At 43.2% G+C, this 17,142-nt stretch carries 21 protein-coding genes and 1 rRNA gene; 2 read left to right on the plus strand and 20 right to left on the minus strand.

Going from position 1 to position 17,142, the window contains the following annotated elements:
- A 16S ribosomal RNA gene (locus EKQ44_RS19795) occupies window positions 1-96 on the minus strand; the annotation flags it as partial.
- A gap of 350 nt (window positions 97-446) precedes the next feature.
- The gene (locus EKQ44_RS19800) at window positions 447-683 is read right to left on the minus strand and encodes a hypothetical protein (protein WP_237665332.1); all 237 of its coding nucleotides are present in this window, start codon (window positions 681-683) and stop codon (window positions 447-449) included.
- 141 nt (window positions 684-824) lie between these two features.
- Between EKQ44_RS19800 and pdaB the strand changes: the two genes are divergently transcribed.
- A complete protein-coding gene (pdaB, locus tag EKQ44_RS19805) occupies window positions 825-1,589 on the plus strand; it encodes a polysaccharide deacetylase family sporulation protein PdaB (RefSeq protein ID WP_237665282.1) in 765 nt (254 codons plus the stop codon).
- Between the two features lie 39 nt (window positions 1,590-1,628).
- On the opposite strand, the gene EKQ44_RS19810 is transcribed toward pdaB, so the two are convergent.
- On the minus strand, window positions 1,629-2,228 hold the full coding sequence (locus tag EKQ44_RS19810) for a KinB-signaling pathway activation protein (protein ID WP_237665283.1): 600 nt from the start codon (window positions 2,226-2,228) through the stop codon (window positions 1,629-1,631).
- Between the two features lie 158 nt (window positions 2,229-2,386).
- On the opposite strand from EKQ44_RS19810, the gene gerD reads away from it, so the two are divergent.
- On the plus strand, window positions 2,387-3,016 hold the full coding sequence (gene gerD, locus EKQ44_RS19815; protein WP_237665284.1) for a spore germination lipoprotein GerD: 630 nt from the start codon (window positions 2,387-2,389) through the stop codon (window positions 3,014-3,016).
- Window positions 3,017-3,066: 50 nt separating this feature from the next.
- Here the strand turns inward: gerD and EKQ44_RS19820 are convergent, their stop codons facing one another.
- The 17 genes from EKQ44_RS19820 to rplQ all read right to left on the minus strand — a co-directional run bounded on the left by EKQ44_RS19820 (window position 3,067) and on the right by rplQ (window position 17,086).
- Window positions 3,067-4,113, minus strand: coding sequence for an Mrp/NBP35 family ATP-binding protein (locus EKQ44_RS19820; RefSeq protein WP_237665333.1), 1,047 nt, complete (start codon window positions 4,111-4,113; stop codon window positions 3,067-3,069).
- A 471-nt stretch (window positions 4,114-4,584) separates the two neighbouring features.
- On the minus strand, window positions 4,585-5,307 hold the full coding sequence (gene cwlD / locus EKQ44_RS19825; RefSeq protein ID WP_237665285.1) for an N-acetylmuramoyl-L-alanine amidase CwlD: 723 nt from the start codon (window positions 5,305-5,307) through the stop codon (window positions 4,585-4,587).
- 62 nt (window positions 5,308-5,369) lie between these two features.
- On the minus strand, window positions 5,370-5,810 hold the full coding sequence (locus EKQ44_RS19830) for a YbaK family protein (RefSeq protein ID WP_237665286.1): 441 nt from the start codon (window positions 5,808-5,810) through the stop codon (window positions 5,370-5,372).
- A gap of 208 nt (window positions 5,811-6,018) precedes the next feature.
- Window positions 6,019-6,462, minus strand: coding sequence for a hypothetical protein (locus EKQ44_RS19835; protein ID WP_237665287.1), 444 nt, complete (start codon window positions 6,460-6,462; stop codon window positions 6,019-6,021).
- A 28-nt stretch (window positions 6,463-6,490) separates the two neighbouring features.
- Window positions 6,491-7,261 (minus strand): hypothetical protein, encoded by a 771-nt coding sequence (locus EKQ44_RS19840; protein ID WP_237665288.1) that lies wholly within the window; start codon window positions 7,259-7,261, stop codon window positions 6,491-6,493.
- A gap of 22 nt (window positions 7,262-7,283) precedes the next feature.
- The gene (locus EKQ44_RS19845; protein WP_237665289.1) at window positions 7,284-7,685 is read right to left on the minus strand and encodes a hypothetical protein; all 402 of its coding nucleotides are present in this window, start codon (window positions 7,683-7,685) and stop codon (window positions 7,284-7,286) included.
- 237 nt (window positions 7,686-7,922) lie between these two features.
- Window positions 7,923-8,516, minus strand: coding sequence for a TetR/AcrR family transcriptional regulator (locus tag EKQ44_RS19850; RefSeq protein WP_237665290.1), 594 nt, complete (start codon window positions 8,514-8,516; stop codon window positions 7,923-7,925).
- On the minus strand, window positions 8,503-9,774 hold the full coding sequence (locus EKQ44_RS19855) for an MFS transporter (protein WP_237665291.1): 1,272 nt from the start codon (window positions 9,772-9,774) through the stop codon (window positions 8,503-8,505). Before EKQ44_RS19855 ends, EKQ44_RS19850 begins: the two co-directional genes overlap by 14 nt.
- 530 nt (window positions 9,775-10,304) lie before the next feature.
- On the minus strand, window positions 10,305-10,886 hold the full coding sequence (locus EKQ44_RS19860; RefSeq protein WP_237665292.1) for a PIN domain-containing protein: 582 nt from the start codon (window positions 10,884-10,886) through the stop codon (window positions 10,305-10,307).
- Entirely contained in the window at window positions 10,855-11,574 is a 720-nt protein-coding gene (locus tag EKQ44_RS19865) for a helix-turn-helix domain-containing protein (protein ID WP_237665293.1), read from the minus strand. Before EKQ44_RS19865 ends, EKQ44_RS19860 begins: the two co-directional genes overlap by 32 nt.
- Before the next feature lie 278 nt (window positions 11,575-11,852).
- Window positions 11,853-12,245: a 30S ribosomal protein S9 gene (gene rpsI, locus EKQ44_RS19870; RefSeq protein WP_060666582.1), complete on the minus strand. Its 393-nt coding sequence runs from the start codon at window positions 12,243-12,245 to the stop codon at window positions 11,853-11,855.
- A 20-nt stretch (window positions 12,246-12,265) separates the two neighbouring features.
- Window positions 12,266-12,703 (minus strand): 50S ribosomal protein L13, encoded by a 438-nt coding sequence (gene rplM, locus EKQ44_RS19875; RefSeq protein WP_060666583.1) that lies wholly within the window; start codon window positions 12,701-12,703, stop codon window positions 12,266-12,268.
- 164 nt (window positions 12,704-12,867) lie between these two features.
- The gene (truA, locus tag EKQ44_RS19880; protein WP_331254678.1) at window positions 12,868-13,614 is read right to left on the minus strand and encodes a tRNA pseudouridine(38-40) synthase TruA; all 747 of its coding nucleotides are present in this window, start codon (window positions 13,612-13,614) and stop codon (window positions 12,868-12,870) included.
- 14 nt (window positions 13,615-13,628) lie between these two features.
- Window positions 13,629-14,426, minus strand: a complete 798-nt coding sequence (locus EKQ44_RS19885) for an energy-coupling factor transporter transmembrane component T family protein (RefSeq protein WP_237665294.1) — start codon at window positions 14,424-14,426, stop codon at window positions 13,629-13,631.
- A complete protein-coding gene (locus EKQ44_RS19890; protein WP_237665297.1) occupies window positions 14,423-15,292 on the minus strand; it encodes an energy-coupling factor ABC transporter ATP-binding protein in 870 nt (289 codons plus the stop codon). Before EKQ44_RS19890 ends, EKQ44_RS19885 begins: the two co-directional genes overlap by 4 nt.
- The gene (locus EKQ44_RS19895) at window positions 15,268-16,101 is read right to left on the minus strand and encodes an energy-coupling factor ABC transporter ATP-binding protein (RefSeq protein WP_237665299.1); all 834 of its coding nucleotides are present in this window, start codon (window positions 16,099-16,101) and stop codon (window positions 15,268-15,270) included. Before EKQ44_RS19895 ends, EKQ44_RS19890 begins: the two co-directional genes overlap by 25 nt.
- Window positions 16,102-16,723: 622 nt before the next feature.
- Window positions 16,724-17,086: a 50S ribosomal protein L17 gene (gene rplQ / locus EKQ44_RS19900; protein WP_064097824.1), complete on the minus strand. Its 363-nt coding sequence runs from the start codon at window positions 17,084-17,086 to the stop codon at window positions 16,724-16,726.
- Between the last annotated feature and the right edge of the window lie 56 nt (window positions 17,087-17,142).

A 17,142-nucleotide genomic window follows, 5' to 3' on the forward strand; every position in this document is an offset into this window, starting at 1 on the left:
CCTTTCAAAAGCAAGCTTTTGAAAGGTCCGCTCGACTTGCATGTATTAGGCACGCCGCCAGCGTTCGTCCTGAGCCAGGATCAAACTCTCCAATAAAGAGTCTGAGCTTTTGCTCAAAATTTGCTAGCTTGTGTTACTTAAAATCATTTGCCAGTTCCGTAGAACCGACGTTATGACGCTGTTGTTTTGTTTAGTTTTCAAAGATCATTTCAATCAGTTCATCGCTCAGAGGCGACTTTTCTAATTTAACATATCGAGCAATTGTTTGTCAACATGTTTTTTATTTTTTATCGTGCAAGCTGTTGTTCATCTCGCAGCGACGAATAATAATATACCACGCATTTTCTATTTGCGTCAACAGTTTTTCTCATTTATTCTTTAGTTGTTTTTTTAATCGCTAAAAAGCGCAAACAAAAAACCGCAGTGACTGCGGCGGTATTATAGATCTATAAGGATTCTCTTTCCCTGAAGACGGCTTTGGATCGGATGTATTTCATGCATTCTGTCTGCGGTGCGATACGGGTGAACATTTTATAGAGTATTTGATAGCGTTCTTCCATGGCGTGCTTTACCACTCTATCGATACGTTTATCCTCGAAGTCATGTAAAAGCTCTTCAAGTTCGCGTTTGAGCAGGTATTCCATTTCCTTTACTTCTTTATTATTAAATAGCATCCCTAACATTTCTTCACCTCTGAAAGTTACTTTATAGTTATTTTTTCCACCAAACTGGTTTTTATGAAACATTTTCCTAGATTTTTTTTGCATAAGATTTGTCCTACTGAATATTTATGAGAGTAGACACTGTGGACAAGGGGGCAAAGCATGACTAACTTTTATGTGATTAACGGAAGGAAGCTCAAGCAATTATCCATTATCATATTGGCAGCATTCTTCACTGCAGGGATCTTATATATAGAGAATTTTTCTAATCAGCCTGTATTTTCAACAAAGGATGGTCCAAGAGCTATTTATAAAGGGGAGGGGAAGAATAAAGAAGTTGCTTTGTCTTTTGATATCAGCTGGGGTGATGAGAAAGCTTTGCCTATACTCAACTTACTGAAGCAGAACGGCGTGACGGGGGTGACCTTTTTCCTTTCCGCTTCCTGGGCGGAGAGGCACCCAGATATAGTGAAGCGAATTATGGATGACGGTCACGAAATTGGGAGTATGGGATATGCTTATGAAAATTACCGGGACTTGGAAGATTTAAAAGTGAAACGTGATATATTGAAGTCGCTGGATGTTTTCAACAAGCTTGGAGTAAAGAAGGTCAATTTGTTGCGCCCACCAAAAGGCGCTTTTGATAAGAGGGTTCTGGAGATTGCCAATTCCCTTGGTTTTACTGTTGTGCATTGGAGTGTGGATTCCCATGATCTGATTAACCCAGGCAAGGAGATCATCGTGGATAATGTGACAAAGAACCTCACGGATGGAGACATTGTACTCCTGCACGCGTCAGACTCCGCCAAGCAAACAGAGGAAGCTTTGCCGGAAATTATCCAATATATCAAGAGCAAGGGATATGATATAAGCAGTGTGACGGAATTGATAAATAATACGAAGGCAAATAGCAAGGAAGTACAATAGAAAAATGGCGCTTCTCCCAAATGGAGAGGCGCCATTTACTTATTTTGCAGCAGGTTTATTCAGCCTGTGCAACAGTAGAAGCTGATAAGAGTTACATGCCAATAACGGAAACAGCATAAACAACAGCCATCCTGGTTCATTCTCCCTTAGGGCCGGGAACCATTCTATCGTGGTGACGACCACCATAAAGAATAGGGCTGGGATAAACGCATGCTTATTGGTCTGTGCACTTTTTACATATGCGACAAGCAGGCCATATACGAGCAAGAAAATCGGAAAGGCCAGATAAGGGAGCATGGAATCTCCATCATTTGCAAAAGCTATATAACGGAAATACACCAAATCAAACAGTACAAAAATGATCAATACAATCTGTACTGCGTTCCAAAGGGACTTGAAAATTCCAAGACCAAATCGGTGAATGGTCAGATAAGCGAAAAACCCCATTTGGCTGATGATGCTGAATATAAGACCCACTCCAATATACCAAGCAATAATGGAGAGAAATTGAAGATATTCCCCATTAGCAAATTGTGCTGTATGTTGATCCCAACGGACTATGAAGGCAACAATAACGGTGGTTACCGCTCCGACTAGTAACGTGGAAAGAAATAATCGAACCCAATTACGACTGTTCACTTTTCTTTTCCTCCATTTTACACAGATTAAAGACACTAGTTACCATTTTACCAATCCAACCAGTAAAAATCTATAATAGCACGCCTGCAAATTTGTATATTTCATTAACTTTGTCACATATTAAACGTATGAAAAACCTGATGGAAGGAGTTTTCTTCATGAAAAGCTACCTTTTGCCGTCTCTCCTTCTTTTCCTGTTGCTTTCAGGATGTGCACAGGGTGAAAAAGGCGGCCAAATGGATTATGATGAAACCAAAAAGATGGTTGTGGATATATTAAAGACAGATGATGGCAAGAAAGCGATCGAAGAAATTATGGCAGATGACAAGATGAAGGCTAATTTTGTCCTTGATCAGGAAGTTGTCACCAAGTCAATAGAGCAGACATTGGACAGTGAAAAAGGCACGGAGTTCTGGAAGAAAGCCTTTGAAGATCCAAAATTTGCAGAGACCTTTGCAAAAAGCATGCAAGCTGAGCATGAAAAACTTATCAAGGACCTGATGAAGGATCCTGAATATCAAGGAATGATGGTTCAGATCTTGCAAGATCCCGAAATGGAAAAGCAGATGATCACCGTAATGAGTGGGCAGGAGTATAAAAAGCACCTGCAAAAGGTTATGACCGAAACATTTGAGAGTCCATTGTTCAAGGCAAAAATACAGGATATCTTGTTAAAAGCAGCTTCTGACATGCAGGGCGGACAAGGCCAACAAGGCGGAGGCCAGGAAGGACAATCTGGCGGTTCAGAGGGCGGTCAGGAATCCTCCGGCGGTGGAGAAGGCGGTTAATAGAAAGAAGCAGACCTTTAGTACTTGGGGTCTGCTTCTTCTTTTCTTTTTTATGTCAGTTCCACCACTTTGGAAGCAATGTTCAGATAGATTTCCCCAAGGTCATGGTCTTGCTGGTAGATGGAAGGTGCGAAATCATCGTCGTTCCAATCCGGCTGTTGAAGAGGAAGCTGTCCAAGTAGGGGAGCCTGCAATTCCTCCGCCAACTTCTCTCCTCCACCTTTACCAAATACATATTCCTTCTCGCCTGTCTTCTTACTTTCGAAGTAAGCCATGTTTTCGATGACCCCAATTACCTCATGATCTGTTTTGATGGCCATCGCACCCGCTCTGGCAGCAACAAAAGCAGCTGTAGGATGAGGTGTCGTCACGATGAGCTCTTTACAGGACGGTAGCATGGAGTGCACATCCAGTGCCACATCACCTGTGCCCGGCGGCAGATCTAACAGGAGATAGTCCAAGTCGCCCCACTCCACTTCATTAAAGAAACTGTTCAGCATTTTACCAAGCATCGGCCCTCTCCAGATTACTGGGGAGTTGTCCTCCACGAAAAAGCCCATAGAAATCACCTGCACCCCAAAACGCTCAACTGGGATGATTTTTTCCCCGCGCACTACCGGACGTTTTGTAATTCCCATCATATCCGGGACGCTGAATCCATAGATATCCGCATCAATCAACCCGACCTTTTTCCCTAAACGCGCAAGGGATACAGCCAAGTTAACGGATACTGTTGATTTTCCAACGCCGCCTTTTCCGGAAGCAATGGCAAGGAACGTTGTTTTATTACTATTCAAAAGTGTTTCTTCCTCCTTAGGCGCTGCAGCCCCGAAGCGTTCCACCACTTCTTGAGGAAGTTCCATAAAACGCAGGCCCACTGTTGAGGCACCTGCTTCTTTTAAAAGGTTAACGATCGTGCCCTGGAGCTGCATTTGTTCTGCAGTACCAGTTTTGGCAAGTGCCACTTTTACACTTACATGGTTCTTCTCCTCTTTGATGGAGATTTCTTGGATCGCATTTGTTTCTTCGAATGTTCTATGTAAAAACGGATCTTGTAGATCTTTCAATAACTGTACAACTTTAGCTTCTGTTAACAACATGACCCCACCCTTATGTGATAATAGTCTATTTTCAGAATTGAATTCGTTTACAATACCAGTATAACATAAGGCTTATTTTTTATGGAATTATTGATTTCCGTTTCCGCGCCCCACTCTCCTGCGAGCATTCAGGAAATCTCTTCGGATTCGCCGAGGCCACTAAGAAAGAATATTTTCTTAATGATTGGTTTACTGTCGCTGTTGATTTCCGCAAACGGCTTCGCTTTCCGCGGGGCGACCTTGAGCCTCCTCAGGCTACGTCTTGCGGGGTCTCAACATTTCGCTACTCCCCCGCTGGAGTCTTCGCCTTTTGCTCCAATCAACAGCTGGAAATCATTAATATAATTGTTATTTTTATTTATCAATGGCCTATTTCCCTACAGGTCCCATATGCCTCCCTCCTGTAGGAGTCTTCACGCCTTCCACTCCACTTGCAAACTTCCTGCCTAAATAAAAATCCCCCTTTTCTTATTGAGGGGGATCTGGTAGTTCCTTTTCATCGGTATAATGTCTCATGATTCCGTTATAGATGGATGCCGCAAGTGCCTTTTGGTATTCCTCTGTGTTTAGCAGGGCCCGCTCTGAAGGGTTGGATAAGAAACCGACTTCCACGAGGGCACCAGGAATCTTTGCATTCTTCAATATAAATAGGGTGTTCATTGATTTAGCGTAGCGATCTGTATTTTCAAGATTGACCCGAAACTCCTCTTGGATGAATTTCGCCAATCGTTCATTTTTTTCATGTTTGCTGCCGTGGTAGAAGGTTTGGGCACCTCTCCACCTTGGAGATGGGATGGCATTCAAGTGGATACTGAGAAAGAGGTCGCCATCTGATTCGTTGATCATCTCAATCCTTTTTCGCAGGTCTTCCACCTTTCTACGGCTGTAGCCTTTTGTGGCAGGGTCTGCAAGATCTACATCCTCCTCACGCGTCATCAATACCAAGGCTCCCTGCTCCTGTAGATAGTCTTTCACATACCTAGATACCTGCAGGGCCACATCCTTTTCCAGCACGTCCCCACCAACAGCACCGCCATCAGGTCCCCCATGACCGGGATCAAGAATGATAATTTTCCCACTTAAAGGAAGGCTCCATTGTTCCCATGTATCTTCAGAAAATAACTGAAATTGAAAAACGGCTGTCACCGTTAAGGCTGCTGTTAGAAACGCCCAGAACTTCCACCTTCGCATATGTATCCCTCCCGCATGTCCGCTCTATAAACTATATGGGACAAGGGGGAAGATTATGATAATTAGTGCAGCCTCATTTTGTACCTTTTTTCACCTTTATGGAAGCCTTCTCGCCACCAGTAGTCGACGAAGGCATCGCATGTCATATAAAAAGATTCATGTACCATATCATTATCGCCGATCGAGCCCCAATAAAGGAAATAGTCGTATAGGGTATCAATCAGGTATTTTTCTTCTACATGACAGCGCGTTTTCACCATCTCCGCACTTTCTCCGTAATATCCAAACTTACTATATGAAGCACCTAGGAGATACGCCTCAATGGCCACATCCAGGCATCCCTCTTCAATGGCAGTAACCTGCTTTTTATTTTTTAAGTATGGTGAAAAGAAATCCTTCACCTTCGTCCGCAAAACCTCTAGTGATATTTCACGCAGCATTTTTCGCTCGTACTTCATCTGCTTTTCTCTGCGTTTTTCCTTGAAGGTTGTTACTACAGTCATCGCATTCACACCCTTTCCCGTTTAGTTTCCTAAAGGGCGTGGGCTTTCATGCGTACAAAGAATGAGTACGTTTTTCCAAGTATGGAATTGGACTGTCTTAGGCTTTATAAAGTTTGTCCAGTTCCTTACGCTGCAGGTACTCGCCTTCCGCTTCAATCCACTCCTCTTTTAAAGCAAAAAGCCTGCACATTCAAGTACAGGCAACATTTCATTCCGTATTTATTATGGATTCCGCACGCGCTTGCTCTAGTTTCTCATATGCCTCTTCCATAATCCGCTCCACTTCCAACAAAAACTGCTCTTGTTGGCCCTCCATATCAACCTCCATCGTTTGTAACAGAGTGTTTGTATAAGCATTTAGCTCTTCCTTGCTCTTCTCAGCCTCTTGCGCGGTAAAGTCTGCAAGCTCTTGATTGGCTTTCGCAAGAGTGGCTGCTATCTCTTTCTTCAATATGGCCATCTGCGCTTCCTTCTCCTTGGTTATTTCCATTTCCAGAGAACGAATCGATTCCTGCTTTTCCCCTTCAAACCAATTGGTTAACAATGTTTGGATGCCGCTGCTGGCAAAGGCCGTTTTCCATTCTGCCGTAAAAAGAAGTACCATGATCATCATCGCAACAACGAATAGCTTCTTATACTTCCCTGTACTCAATCACTTCACCTCTTAAATATCCCCTGTTTTAGTCATTGATACTGTTCATCACCTCATCAAGGCTTGCTTTCGCTTCCTGTTCCAGTTCCAACGCCTTGGCTGTTATGATATTTTGCTGTTCTCTTACCAAGCCATTGATGATGGATGTCAATGCCTCACGCAAGTCGTTCAGCTTGTATGTGATTTGCCGCTCCAAATTATGTCTGCTTACCTGCTCTTCCATTGCAAGCTGTGCGGATAGTTCCGCTTTTGCCTGTTCAATGGCACCCTCTAGCTCGGAAACCGCCGAATCCTTAGCAGAGGTCAACTCTTGCGTCATTTCGTTAACGGCAGCTTGTCCAGTTTCGCTGGTGTAATCACGAAATCCTTCCCGCACCGTTCCTAAGGCTGCGTCTCCTTGGTTCTGAATGGCAAAATAACCTTCTAGGAAAATATGCTGGTACACCTGATAGTTCATATTATCAAGCAAAGCCAATTTCTCCGCATCCAATGAAGCAAGATGCCCCTCTTTTCTAGTCATAATTTCCGTACCTGCCCTTGTTAGCTCCGCCGCCATTGTTTCATTGATCTTCAAGCCCGCTCCTGCCTTAAGCTGCTCCGTGTTTGCTGCCCAGCTTTCAAATGCAGCAGTTGCATTTGCTTCATTATCCGCCAAGATAGATTGTTGTGTAGTACCAAAAATACTGTTATACCACTGCCTTAGGGGAGAATCCTCACTAGCATTTGCAAAAGTCAATCCAACACCCGATACCAAACCTACCGCTACCGTACCTGCTACTAATTTCTTTTTCCACGACATATATATCGCTCCTTTTAGAGGGTTATTGTTTTTCACCTAATAATTCAGCAAGATATTGTTCGAGTTCTTCCGTCAGTTCTGCATCTAATTCTACTTGGCGCTCTTCGTAATAAGTGCCAAGTGGATGTTGGTTCAGTTGGTTTTTCGTTTGTGTTAATTGTTGAAGGTATGTCTGTTGATGGAGTTCGATGTTACGCTTTGATGAAGATGTGGTGGAATTAATGAATTCTTCTAGTTCTAAGGAGTAGTGGGAGTTATTTGTTTCCTGGAGTTGTTCTGAAAAGGTGTCTTTAGTAATCCATTCTCTGGCATTATCGGAATGGTCGTTCCATTTTCCTGCCATCCAATCTTTAAGGCTGTTCCAGCTACTGCCTGCCTGAACTTGGCTGCCAGCGACGAAGAAACAGGTCAGTGATAGACACATGATCAACCGTTTATTCTTTATGGCTATTCATCCCCCTTTCTTCTTTATTAAGAACTAATGATATAGCATGTCCGGATTTATGTTAAGTTGCATTATGCCTATTTTATTCACTATATAGAACAAGTTAAAATTGGTTGTTATTACCTATTTTTAATTAATTTTCCATAGGGACTGTGAAATACTGCTTAGGTAGGAAGGCCGAGCATAAAAAAAACCCAACCATAAAGGGTCGGGGGCTTATTTCTTCACACCTAATGCTATTTTTAGAAATTCCACAAACAGCTCTGCCTGCTCTTTTATTTTGAGGTCTTCACTGGGCAGAATGGTATGGTCTAAAGCCAGACCATCCAGGAAAGTGACAATGGAACGTGCGAGAACTTCACTTTGGAAAGATGGTTGGAATTCCCCTCTTTCCTGGCCCTGTTCAATGATGTCCCTGTATATTTTTACACCATTTTCATAACGGACCTTCCCATACTCCCTTCTCCGCTGATCCTTTCTTCCCGAAATGAAAAATTCCAGATTGGAAGGCCCCATCGGATCCATCTTATCGTTTGGCTTTTTGTCTTTCCCAAACATACAGGAAAGCAGCAGTTCCCAGTGGGAAGCCACATTATCTTTCAGAAGCTCGGCACTATTGTTCATGGACTCCTTCAATGCTTCATCCAGTATGGTTTCATACACATCCTCTTTATTGGAAAAGTACTGATACAAGCCGCCACGGCTTATGTTCGCCTTCTCCATGATGTGCTTCATTGTCGTCTTTTCGTAGCCATGCTCGATAAAAACCTCTTTTGCTTTATTCAGTATATAAGCTCTACGTTGTTCCATGTGTTCCTTGCTGACTTTCGGAGACACTGATCTTCCCCCGCTCTATATTATTTTTAAAAGTAAGACCCAGTATTGAGATGACGACCAATAGGGATGCTGTAATTATAAATGTCGGTAACACTCCCCATACAGTGGCAAGCCAACCTCCCAACAAAGGGCCGATTATGGTCGCTGTTGTGGTTACACTGTTTATCACTCCGAAGACCCTGCCTGTCATGTGAACAGGTGTACTGGTTTGAACAGCAGCCTGAAACGGGATGAAAACAAGTCCAGCTGCAAACCCGGCCAATAATCCAAGTGCAGGTCCCCATAGCGTGGATAATGCTGTATCAAGCCCGGTCAGTACTGCCATCATGCCAAATCCTAAGCCAAGGCCGCATACCCCGAGGAACATGAGGCTGAGGGCATGATAGCCTGTTTTCTTGGCTAGCAAGGCCCCTGATAAGAGCATGCCGATTCCTGAAGCCGTGACGATAAAACCGAAAAGGTCGGGTGAAGCCTGTGAGAGCTCCCTTATCAATACGATAATCTGGGAATCTGAAAGCTGCAAGATTAAAAGGCTGATTCCAAGCACCAATATTCCGACCAGCAAATAGCGGCTTCCTTTGATAAAGGCCATTCCTTCCAAAAACTCCTCTTTAAAAGAAGTTTTATTCATTCCCCCGGATTCCTCAGTAGGGGCAATTGTCTCTTTAACCGTTTTCGGCAAGGTGAATAATAACAGGGCCGAGAGGATAAAAGTCACCGAGTCTATATAGAAAACAAGCTGTGTACTGAAGGCAGTAACCAATAACCCGCTCAGCAACGGACCAATCACCTTTGTACTTGCATCGATCATAGAGGTGATGGACATGGCACTCTTCATATGCTCCTGATGTACGAGTTCCTTCAGTTTACCATTCTTAGCGGGAACAAAGACAGCGGACAGCATTCCAATAAAAAATAAACACACATACACCATCCAAATCGAGCTTGCGAAGGCAAGTATCAATATAAGCACCGCTCTTCCAAGGTCTGAAACCACCATCAGCGTTCTCCGGTTCACTCTGTCTGCAACTGTCCCTGCAAAAGGCCCCAAAAGCGCCATTGGAATCGCCAGGCTCAAAATTACAAAGGAGACCTCCATCGGTGAGGCTTGCCACTTCAATCCCACAAGCGTCATTATCGCAACAATACTCAACCAATCACCCAAACTTGAAATCAACTGTGCCAACATCAGCGTAAGAAATCCTCTATTTCTGTTCAACTTCACGTCCATCCCATTCCCTCCATTAATAACGACATTAGTGTCTATTTAAAACTATTATATCGACACAGATGTCGTTTTGATACCTTTTTTTAAAAAAAATTAAAGCAGGATTAAATATGGGTGTTGAATTACTGAGATTACTCGCGAATCCGGGACGGGTACTGGAGCTGGATGCGTATATATATGTACACACAGAGTCCCCTAAAAAATTTAATTTTCCGAACACCAAAAACCCCCAACCACAAAGGGCCGGGGGTTTTCCATATTGGAATCCGAAGATTAACGTTTGGAGAACTGAGGTGCACGACGAGCGCCCTTAAGTCCATAATTTGTATATATACTATGAAGAAAAAATAAAACTATATATCCAAGGTTTAAGTTTATTTTTATTCCTTAAATTTAAGTGTAATAATATAGGTTCTATATGTTTCGTGAACAAATCGTAACCCCTAAAATACATTGGAAATATATCCATGGTTAAACCAAAAAGGAAAAGAACCACTTTCTCTAAAAGACGTTCCTTTTCTTTAATAACGTATTTATATAGAATTATAAAAATCTATAGGATCGATTCGAATAATGGAACCGATTTGATCAGGAAAACGCTTAGTATTTCTGGTGACTATGTAATTACATTCTGTTTCAATTGCGGTTGCCCACACGTGAAAATCATGAATGTCGAACTGTTCCAATGGGAGCTTCATTCCATGTTGTTGGGCAATCGCTTGTGCATGTTCATCCGAACAGGCTGCGATCTCGAGAAGTGCCTCTCCAATTGAGATTGATGGTTTTTGTGTGAGCATTTTGATAACCTCGTAACTACTACGGGACACAACGCTATTAGTCACTTCTTGACCTTGTAAAGAAGGGAAGACGAAATGATTTATAAACGAATCAATCGTCTCCCAATCAAACACTTTTTTGTTTGTCTTACTACCTAGTCCTTTAGATGCATTTCGTACAAATTCTAATAAACAGACATTTGAAATAATGGGTTGATAAATGCCTAATCGAGCAACAGTAAGCAATTTTCGATTTATACCATTAGTGAGCAAGGCACCGCACAAAACTGTGGTATCAATCATGGCTCTAGGAGTAATCAAGGTCGAGGTCAAACTCATCCACTTCGCCTCCAAACTGTTCACGGGTGTTTTCATCTACATCTTTCATAAAAGAATCTGCTTTTCTCGCTTCTTGTAAAGTCATTTTAAAGAATTTTTGAGGAATTCTCCAGTGCCCCCCATCGGTTTTGAAAGCACCTGGAAATTTTCCTTTTTCACACCAGCGACGGATGGTTTGATCTGAAACTCCCCCAATCTCTGCTGCTTCACTTGATTTTACATATTCTGCCTTTTCTGATTCAGCAGCAATTCTTCCAAGAATTGAACGGTCATAAATTTTTGCACCCTTAAGAACTTTATAACGCTTTTGTTCCTTAAATTTATGTTCAATTAATGATTTTAATAATTGTTTGTGCAAGTAATCAGCTTCTCTGTGAGTGTCAGACAACAAATGAACGAAGCGATCTAAATACTCCGTAGTTAGTTCTGCTACCTCTTCTTCTTTCCTTTGCTCCACTAATTGAGCAATTTCTTTTGACAATGATTGCATATAAAGTATTTCTTTTTCTTCTAATTGCTTTTGTGGAGTAGGAAAAGCACGAAAGGAAATTGTTCCTCCTATCGATTGAACAGTTTGAACAGCAATGGCTTTCATTACTTCAACAGCATCTGTATAATGTTGACCTTTTACTAATGTCAAAGCACTTTTCCATAATCCATCTTCAGTTTGCCATTTCGTTACATACATATTCATCCCTCCTTCAATTATTCTTATGTTTAGTATACCACACAAGTCAACAAAAAATCCAACAAACTCAACATTTTTTTATAGTTCAACTTCTGTTGCGATCGTTTCAAACCAATAAACCGGTTAAGGTGTAACCGTAATTTTTGGACAAAGGATGAGGTTAAGCAATTTTTAAATTTACTAATAAATTATTGTGACTGATATGTAACCAATAACACATTTTCGCAATAAAAAAGACCCCCAACCAAAATGGTTGAGAGCCTTCGAAACATTGATAATTAACGTTTTGAGAACTGAGGTGCACGACGAGCGCCCTTAAGTCCGTATTTTTTACGTTCTTTCATACGCGCGTCACGAGTCAGAAGACCTGCACGCTTTAAAGAAGCACGGAACTCAGGATCAGCTTGTAATAATGCACGAGCGATTCCGTGACGGATCGCACCAGCTTGACCAGTGTATCCTCCACCGTCAACGTTTACCAATACATCGTAGTTACCTTCTGTTTCAGTAACTGCCAATGGTTGTTTAACAACGTTACGTAGAGCTTCGAATGGGATGTAGTTTTCGATATCACGATCGTTGATCACGATTTGTCCGTTACCAGGAACTAGACGTACACGTGCAACGGAGCTTTTACGACGACCTGTGCCGTAGTATTGTACTTGTGCCAAAGTTATACCCTCCTTATTAATTAACCGCGAAGTTCGTAAACTTCTGGTTGTTGTGCTTGGTGTGGATGCTCGCTTCCAGCATACACATTCAATTTTTTAGCTTGCTGACGTCCAAGACTTCCTTTTGGAAGCATGCCTTTGATTGCTAGTTCTAACATCTTTGTAGGATAGTTAGTACGCATTTCCAAAGCCGTTCTTTGTTTTAGTCCACCTGGGTGCATTGTGTGACGGTAGTAGATCTTACCGTTCAACTTGTTACCAGTTAAGTGGATTTTTTCTGCATTGATGATAATTACATGATCTCCAGTGTCTACGTTTGGAGTAAATGTTGGTTTATGTTTACCACGTAAAATGGATGCAACTTCACTTGCAAGACGACCTAAAGTTTGACCTTCAGCGTCAACCACGTACCATTTACGATTTACTTCGCTAGCTTTCGCCATAAACGTTGTACGCATTAAATTTCCCTCCTAAAAAAAATAAACCTTTTATTTTTCATTTCTTCATATATTTTATTCAACACGATGAAACTCTTCCGGGGCTTGATCGTGGGGTTAAAATACATACCATGTGATATCTTATATCTTTTTTGCCAGATTGTCAAGAAAATGTTACACCAGGATTAGTTGTCATCATAAACCACGTTCCAAAGGTATAAACCGTGAGCTGGTGCCGTTTTTCCTGCCGCTCCCCTATCTCTCGCTTCCAGGATCGAAAAAATATCTTCTGGTAATTTTTTACCTTGTCCAATCTCCAATAAGGTACCCACGATGATACGGACCATATTGTATAAAAAGCCATTGCCGACAATGCGAAACTCCAGCTCCTCGCCAATCACAGCAGCTTCCAACGAGTAAATGGTCCTCACCTTGTCCTCTACCTCCGTCTTAGCGGAACAGAAGCTTGTAAAGTCGTGCTCACCAAGGAGATGCTCACACGCCTCCCTAATCGCCTCCACATCCAATGAAAAAGGATAATGAAACACCTGGTTACGATGAAATACATCAAAATCCTTCGCAAGGCTCACTTTGTACCTGTATTCCTTTTTCACCACATCAAAGCGCGCATGGAAGCCCCCTGCTACAGACTCCACCCTCTTCACCCAAATATCCTTGGGCAAATGGGCATTCATCGCCTTTTGCCAAGCCTCTTCAGGAATGGTCAAAGGCGAGTCAAAATGTAGCACCTGACCGACCGCATGAACTCCTGCATCGGTGCGTCCAGAAGCAGAGACCTTGATTTCTGCCCCCTTGTGGATGCGTGACAGGGCACGCTGCACCTCGAGCTGGACCGTGCGCTTTTCCTTTTGGATCTGATAGCCTTCAAACTCTGCCCCATCATAGGAAAGGGTACATTTTACTCTATTCATCACATCTAACTCCATTATGTTCGAATAAGAACCAAGATAAACGTAAGGACAGCAAGGACCACCATCAGCATGGTGTCCTTCGTCTGCCACTCCAGCAGGCGGAATTTCGTCCTTCCTTCGCCGCCCTTATAGCCGCGTGCTTCCATCGCTGTTGCGAGCTCTTCTGCGCGTTTGAATGCACTGATAAACAAAGGGACAAGCAAAGGCACCAACGCCTTTACACGCTCCTTCAGAGGCCCCACAGTGAAGTCTGCACCTCTTGCACTCTGCGCCTTCATGATTTTATCGGTCTCTTGCATCAAAGTCGGGATGAATCGAAGGGAAATAGACATCATAAGCGCCAGCTCATGCACAGGGACCCCCACCTTTTTGAACGGCCCGAACAAGGTCTCCATCCCATCCGTGACCTCAATTGGTGTCGTCGTAAGTGTCAGGATCGTCGTAATGGTAATCAAGAATAAAAATCTTAAAGAGATGAAAATTGCTTGAATGACCCCTTCTTCATACACTTGAATAAACCCGACTTCAAAAAGAAGTGTCCCTTGTTTTGTCAAAAACACATGAAATAGCATCGTAAACAAGATGATCCAGATGATTGGCTTTAAGCCCTTTAAAATGAATGGGACCGGAATTCTCGTCAATAATACCACTGCCAGCGTAAAGACACCGAGTAATCCATAGCCCCAGACGCTGTTAGCCAGGAACACGATCATCACAAAGATGAAGACAAGGAGCAGTTTCGCCCTTGGGTCCATCCGATGAATCAGAGAGGTTCCAGGAACATACCGCCCAATAATCAAATTGTTCATCATGAGCCAGCCCCCCCGTTCATGCGGGACGCTATCGCCTGTGCCACTTCTTCAACAGTCAGACAAACTTCATCGAACTTCTCGTCCAGACGGACTCCAAGATCTTTCATGAAAAGCACCGTCTCGGGAACATCAAGTCCAAGCTTTTGAAGCTCCTCAGCCTGTCCAAATATCTCCCTTGGTGTTCCTTTCAATCCAACCGTCCCCTTGTTCATCACCATGATGGTATCTGCATATCTTGCTGCATCCTCCATGCTGTGCGTGACAAGGATGGTTGTGAGATTTTGCTCCTTGTGCAACTTGTAAAATAGATCCATGATTTCTTTACGGCCACGAGGGTCCAGGCCTGCTGTCGGTTCATCCAGTACTAACACCTCTGGCTGCATGGCAAGCACTCCCGCTATAGCAACCCGGCGCATCTGCCCCCCACTTAAGTCAAACGGAGAGGCTTCTAAGTATTTATCAGGTAAACCAACCATCTGTAAAGCTTCTTTTGCACGCCTTTTCGCTTCGTCTTCAGGTACGCCAAAATTAATCGGACCGAAGCACACATCCTTTTCCACTGTCTCATCAAATAGTTGATGTTCCGGAAATTGAAAAACGATTCCTACCTTTTTACGGATAGACTTAATGTTCTTTTCCTTCTTGTTAGCCTGCAGGGTAATATCCCCCACCTGGATACTCCCTTTGGTAGGCCTGAGCAACCCATTGAGGTGCTGCAAAAGCGTCGACTTACCGGACCCTGTATGTCCAATAATCGCCGTATAGGAGTTCTGTGGTATCAGCATGTTGACATCGAATAGGGCAACCCGTTCAAACGGGGTATTCGCCTGATAGCGATGTTCTAAGTCTTTGATTGTAATTTGCATAGCTCATCCATCAGCCTTTCCCTATTCGTCGGATCTGTTTCGAACCTCACACCCAATTCTTTGAGTCTATTTGCCAAAATGATAGGAAAAGGCAGATCTAACCCTATCTCCACAAGCTTTTCTCCCATACGGAAAATATCGTCAGGGGTGCCCTCCCCAAATACTTTTCCACCATTCATCACTATGATGCGGTCCGCTCTTGCTGCTTCTTCTAAGTCATGTGTAATGGAGATTACCGTTACACCGACTTCCTGTCTTAACTCTTCTATTGTATTGATCACTTCTTTACGACCGATAGGATCCAACATACTTGTTGCTTCATCCAGAATAATGATGGATGGACGCAGCGCAATCAATCCTGCAATGGCTACTCGCTGCTTTTGGCCACCGGAGAGCTGATGTGGCTCTTGGGTTAAAAAAGATTCCATCCCAACTTTTTCGATTCCCTCTGCTACACGCGTAAGCATCTCATCGCGGGGAACGCCAATATTTTCTAAACCAAACGCAACATCATCCTCCACCGTCGATCCCACAAATTGATTATCCGGGTTTTGAAAGACCATGCCGACCTGTCTTCTGATATCCCAGATGGTTTCTTCAGTTAGTTTTACTCCTTGAACCAAGACAGTCCCATCTGATGGAAGCTGCAGCCCGTTCAGGATTCTGGCCAATGTGGACTTACCGGAGCCGTTATGGCCGACAATCGCAGTCCACTCCCCTTGATTGACTTCAAGGTTGATATTCTTTAACGTATCTTCCTCTTGATTTGCGTAGCGGAAGGACAAATCCTTCACTTCTAAGATGGCCACGAAAACACAACTCCTCTCTTCTCCGCTTAACTGACTCTCTCTATTATAGCCTTATCATCACCAAAAGGCTCAATTATACACGGCTGTTGATTTCCGCACAGGGCTTCGCTTTCCTCGGGGCGCTTGGGGAGCCTCCTCGGCTTTGCATATGGGGTCTCCCCTAACCGCTACCTCCCGTAGGAGTCTTCGCCCTGTGCTACAATCACCAGCTATAAATCTCATTAAATAGAGGTTTTTAAGACTCTCACTTCTATTTACAGATTATAGAGGTTTGCTTTACTTCGGTTTATCGGAATAGATGAACCAGTAACCACCTGTTGCTTGGAGTGCAAGGTGTGAGACTCCTGCGGGGGGAAACGGTTGGTTGAGACCCCGCAACGAAGTGAGGAGGCTCAAGCACCGTCCCGCGGAAAGCGAACACCTGGAACGCAAAGCAACAAGGGAGAAAAACCAGTGCTTATATCACAAACTGTGTTACCCAACCGATGAATCTCTCAATATATAGGCAAAAAAATAAAGGGCATAGATCAGTCATTACAACTGTCCGCCCTTATTTATGACTGACTATAGTAAGTTAAAAGACTCGTTGCCTCCTCTTTCAACCACTACCATCTAATATATATTATACAAGTTCAATGATTACCATTGGAGCTCCGTCTCCACGACGAGGTCCGACTTTCATGATACGAGTGTATCCGCCTTGACGCTCTTCGTAACGTGGAGCGATATCAGCGAATAACTTTTGAACTGCATCTTGACCAGTTTCTTCGTTTGCAACTTCGTGACGAACGTAAGAAGCTGCTTGACGACGAGCGTGTAAGTCACCACGCTTACCAAGAGTGATCATTTTTTCTACTAAAGAACGTAATTCTTTCGCACGTGCTTCAGTAGTTTCAATGCGCTCGCTGATGATCAAGTCAGTAGTCAAGTCACGTAACATTGCTTTACGCTGTGCGCTAGTACGACCTAATTTTCTGTATCCCATGTTGATGTTCCCTCCTTCTGTAGAAAGTCATGAACGTTCAAACACATAAAGATGCC

It is taken from the genome of Sutcliffiella horikoshii (assembly GCF_021991925.1).
Lineage (GTDB): Bacteria > Bacillota > Bacilli > Bacillales > Bacillaceae_I > Sutcliffiella_A > Sutcliffiella_A horikoshii_F.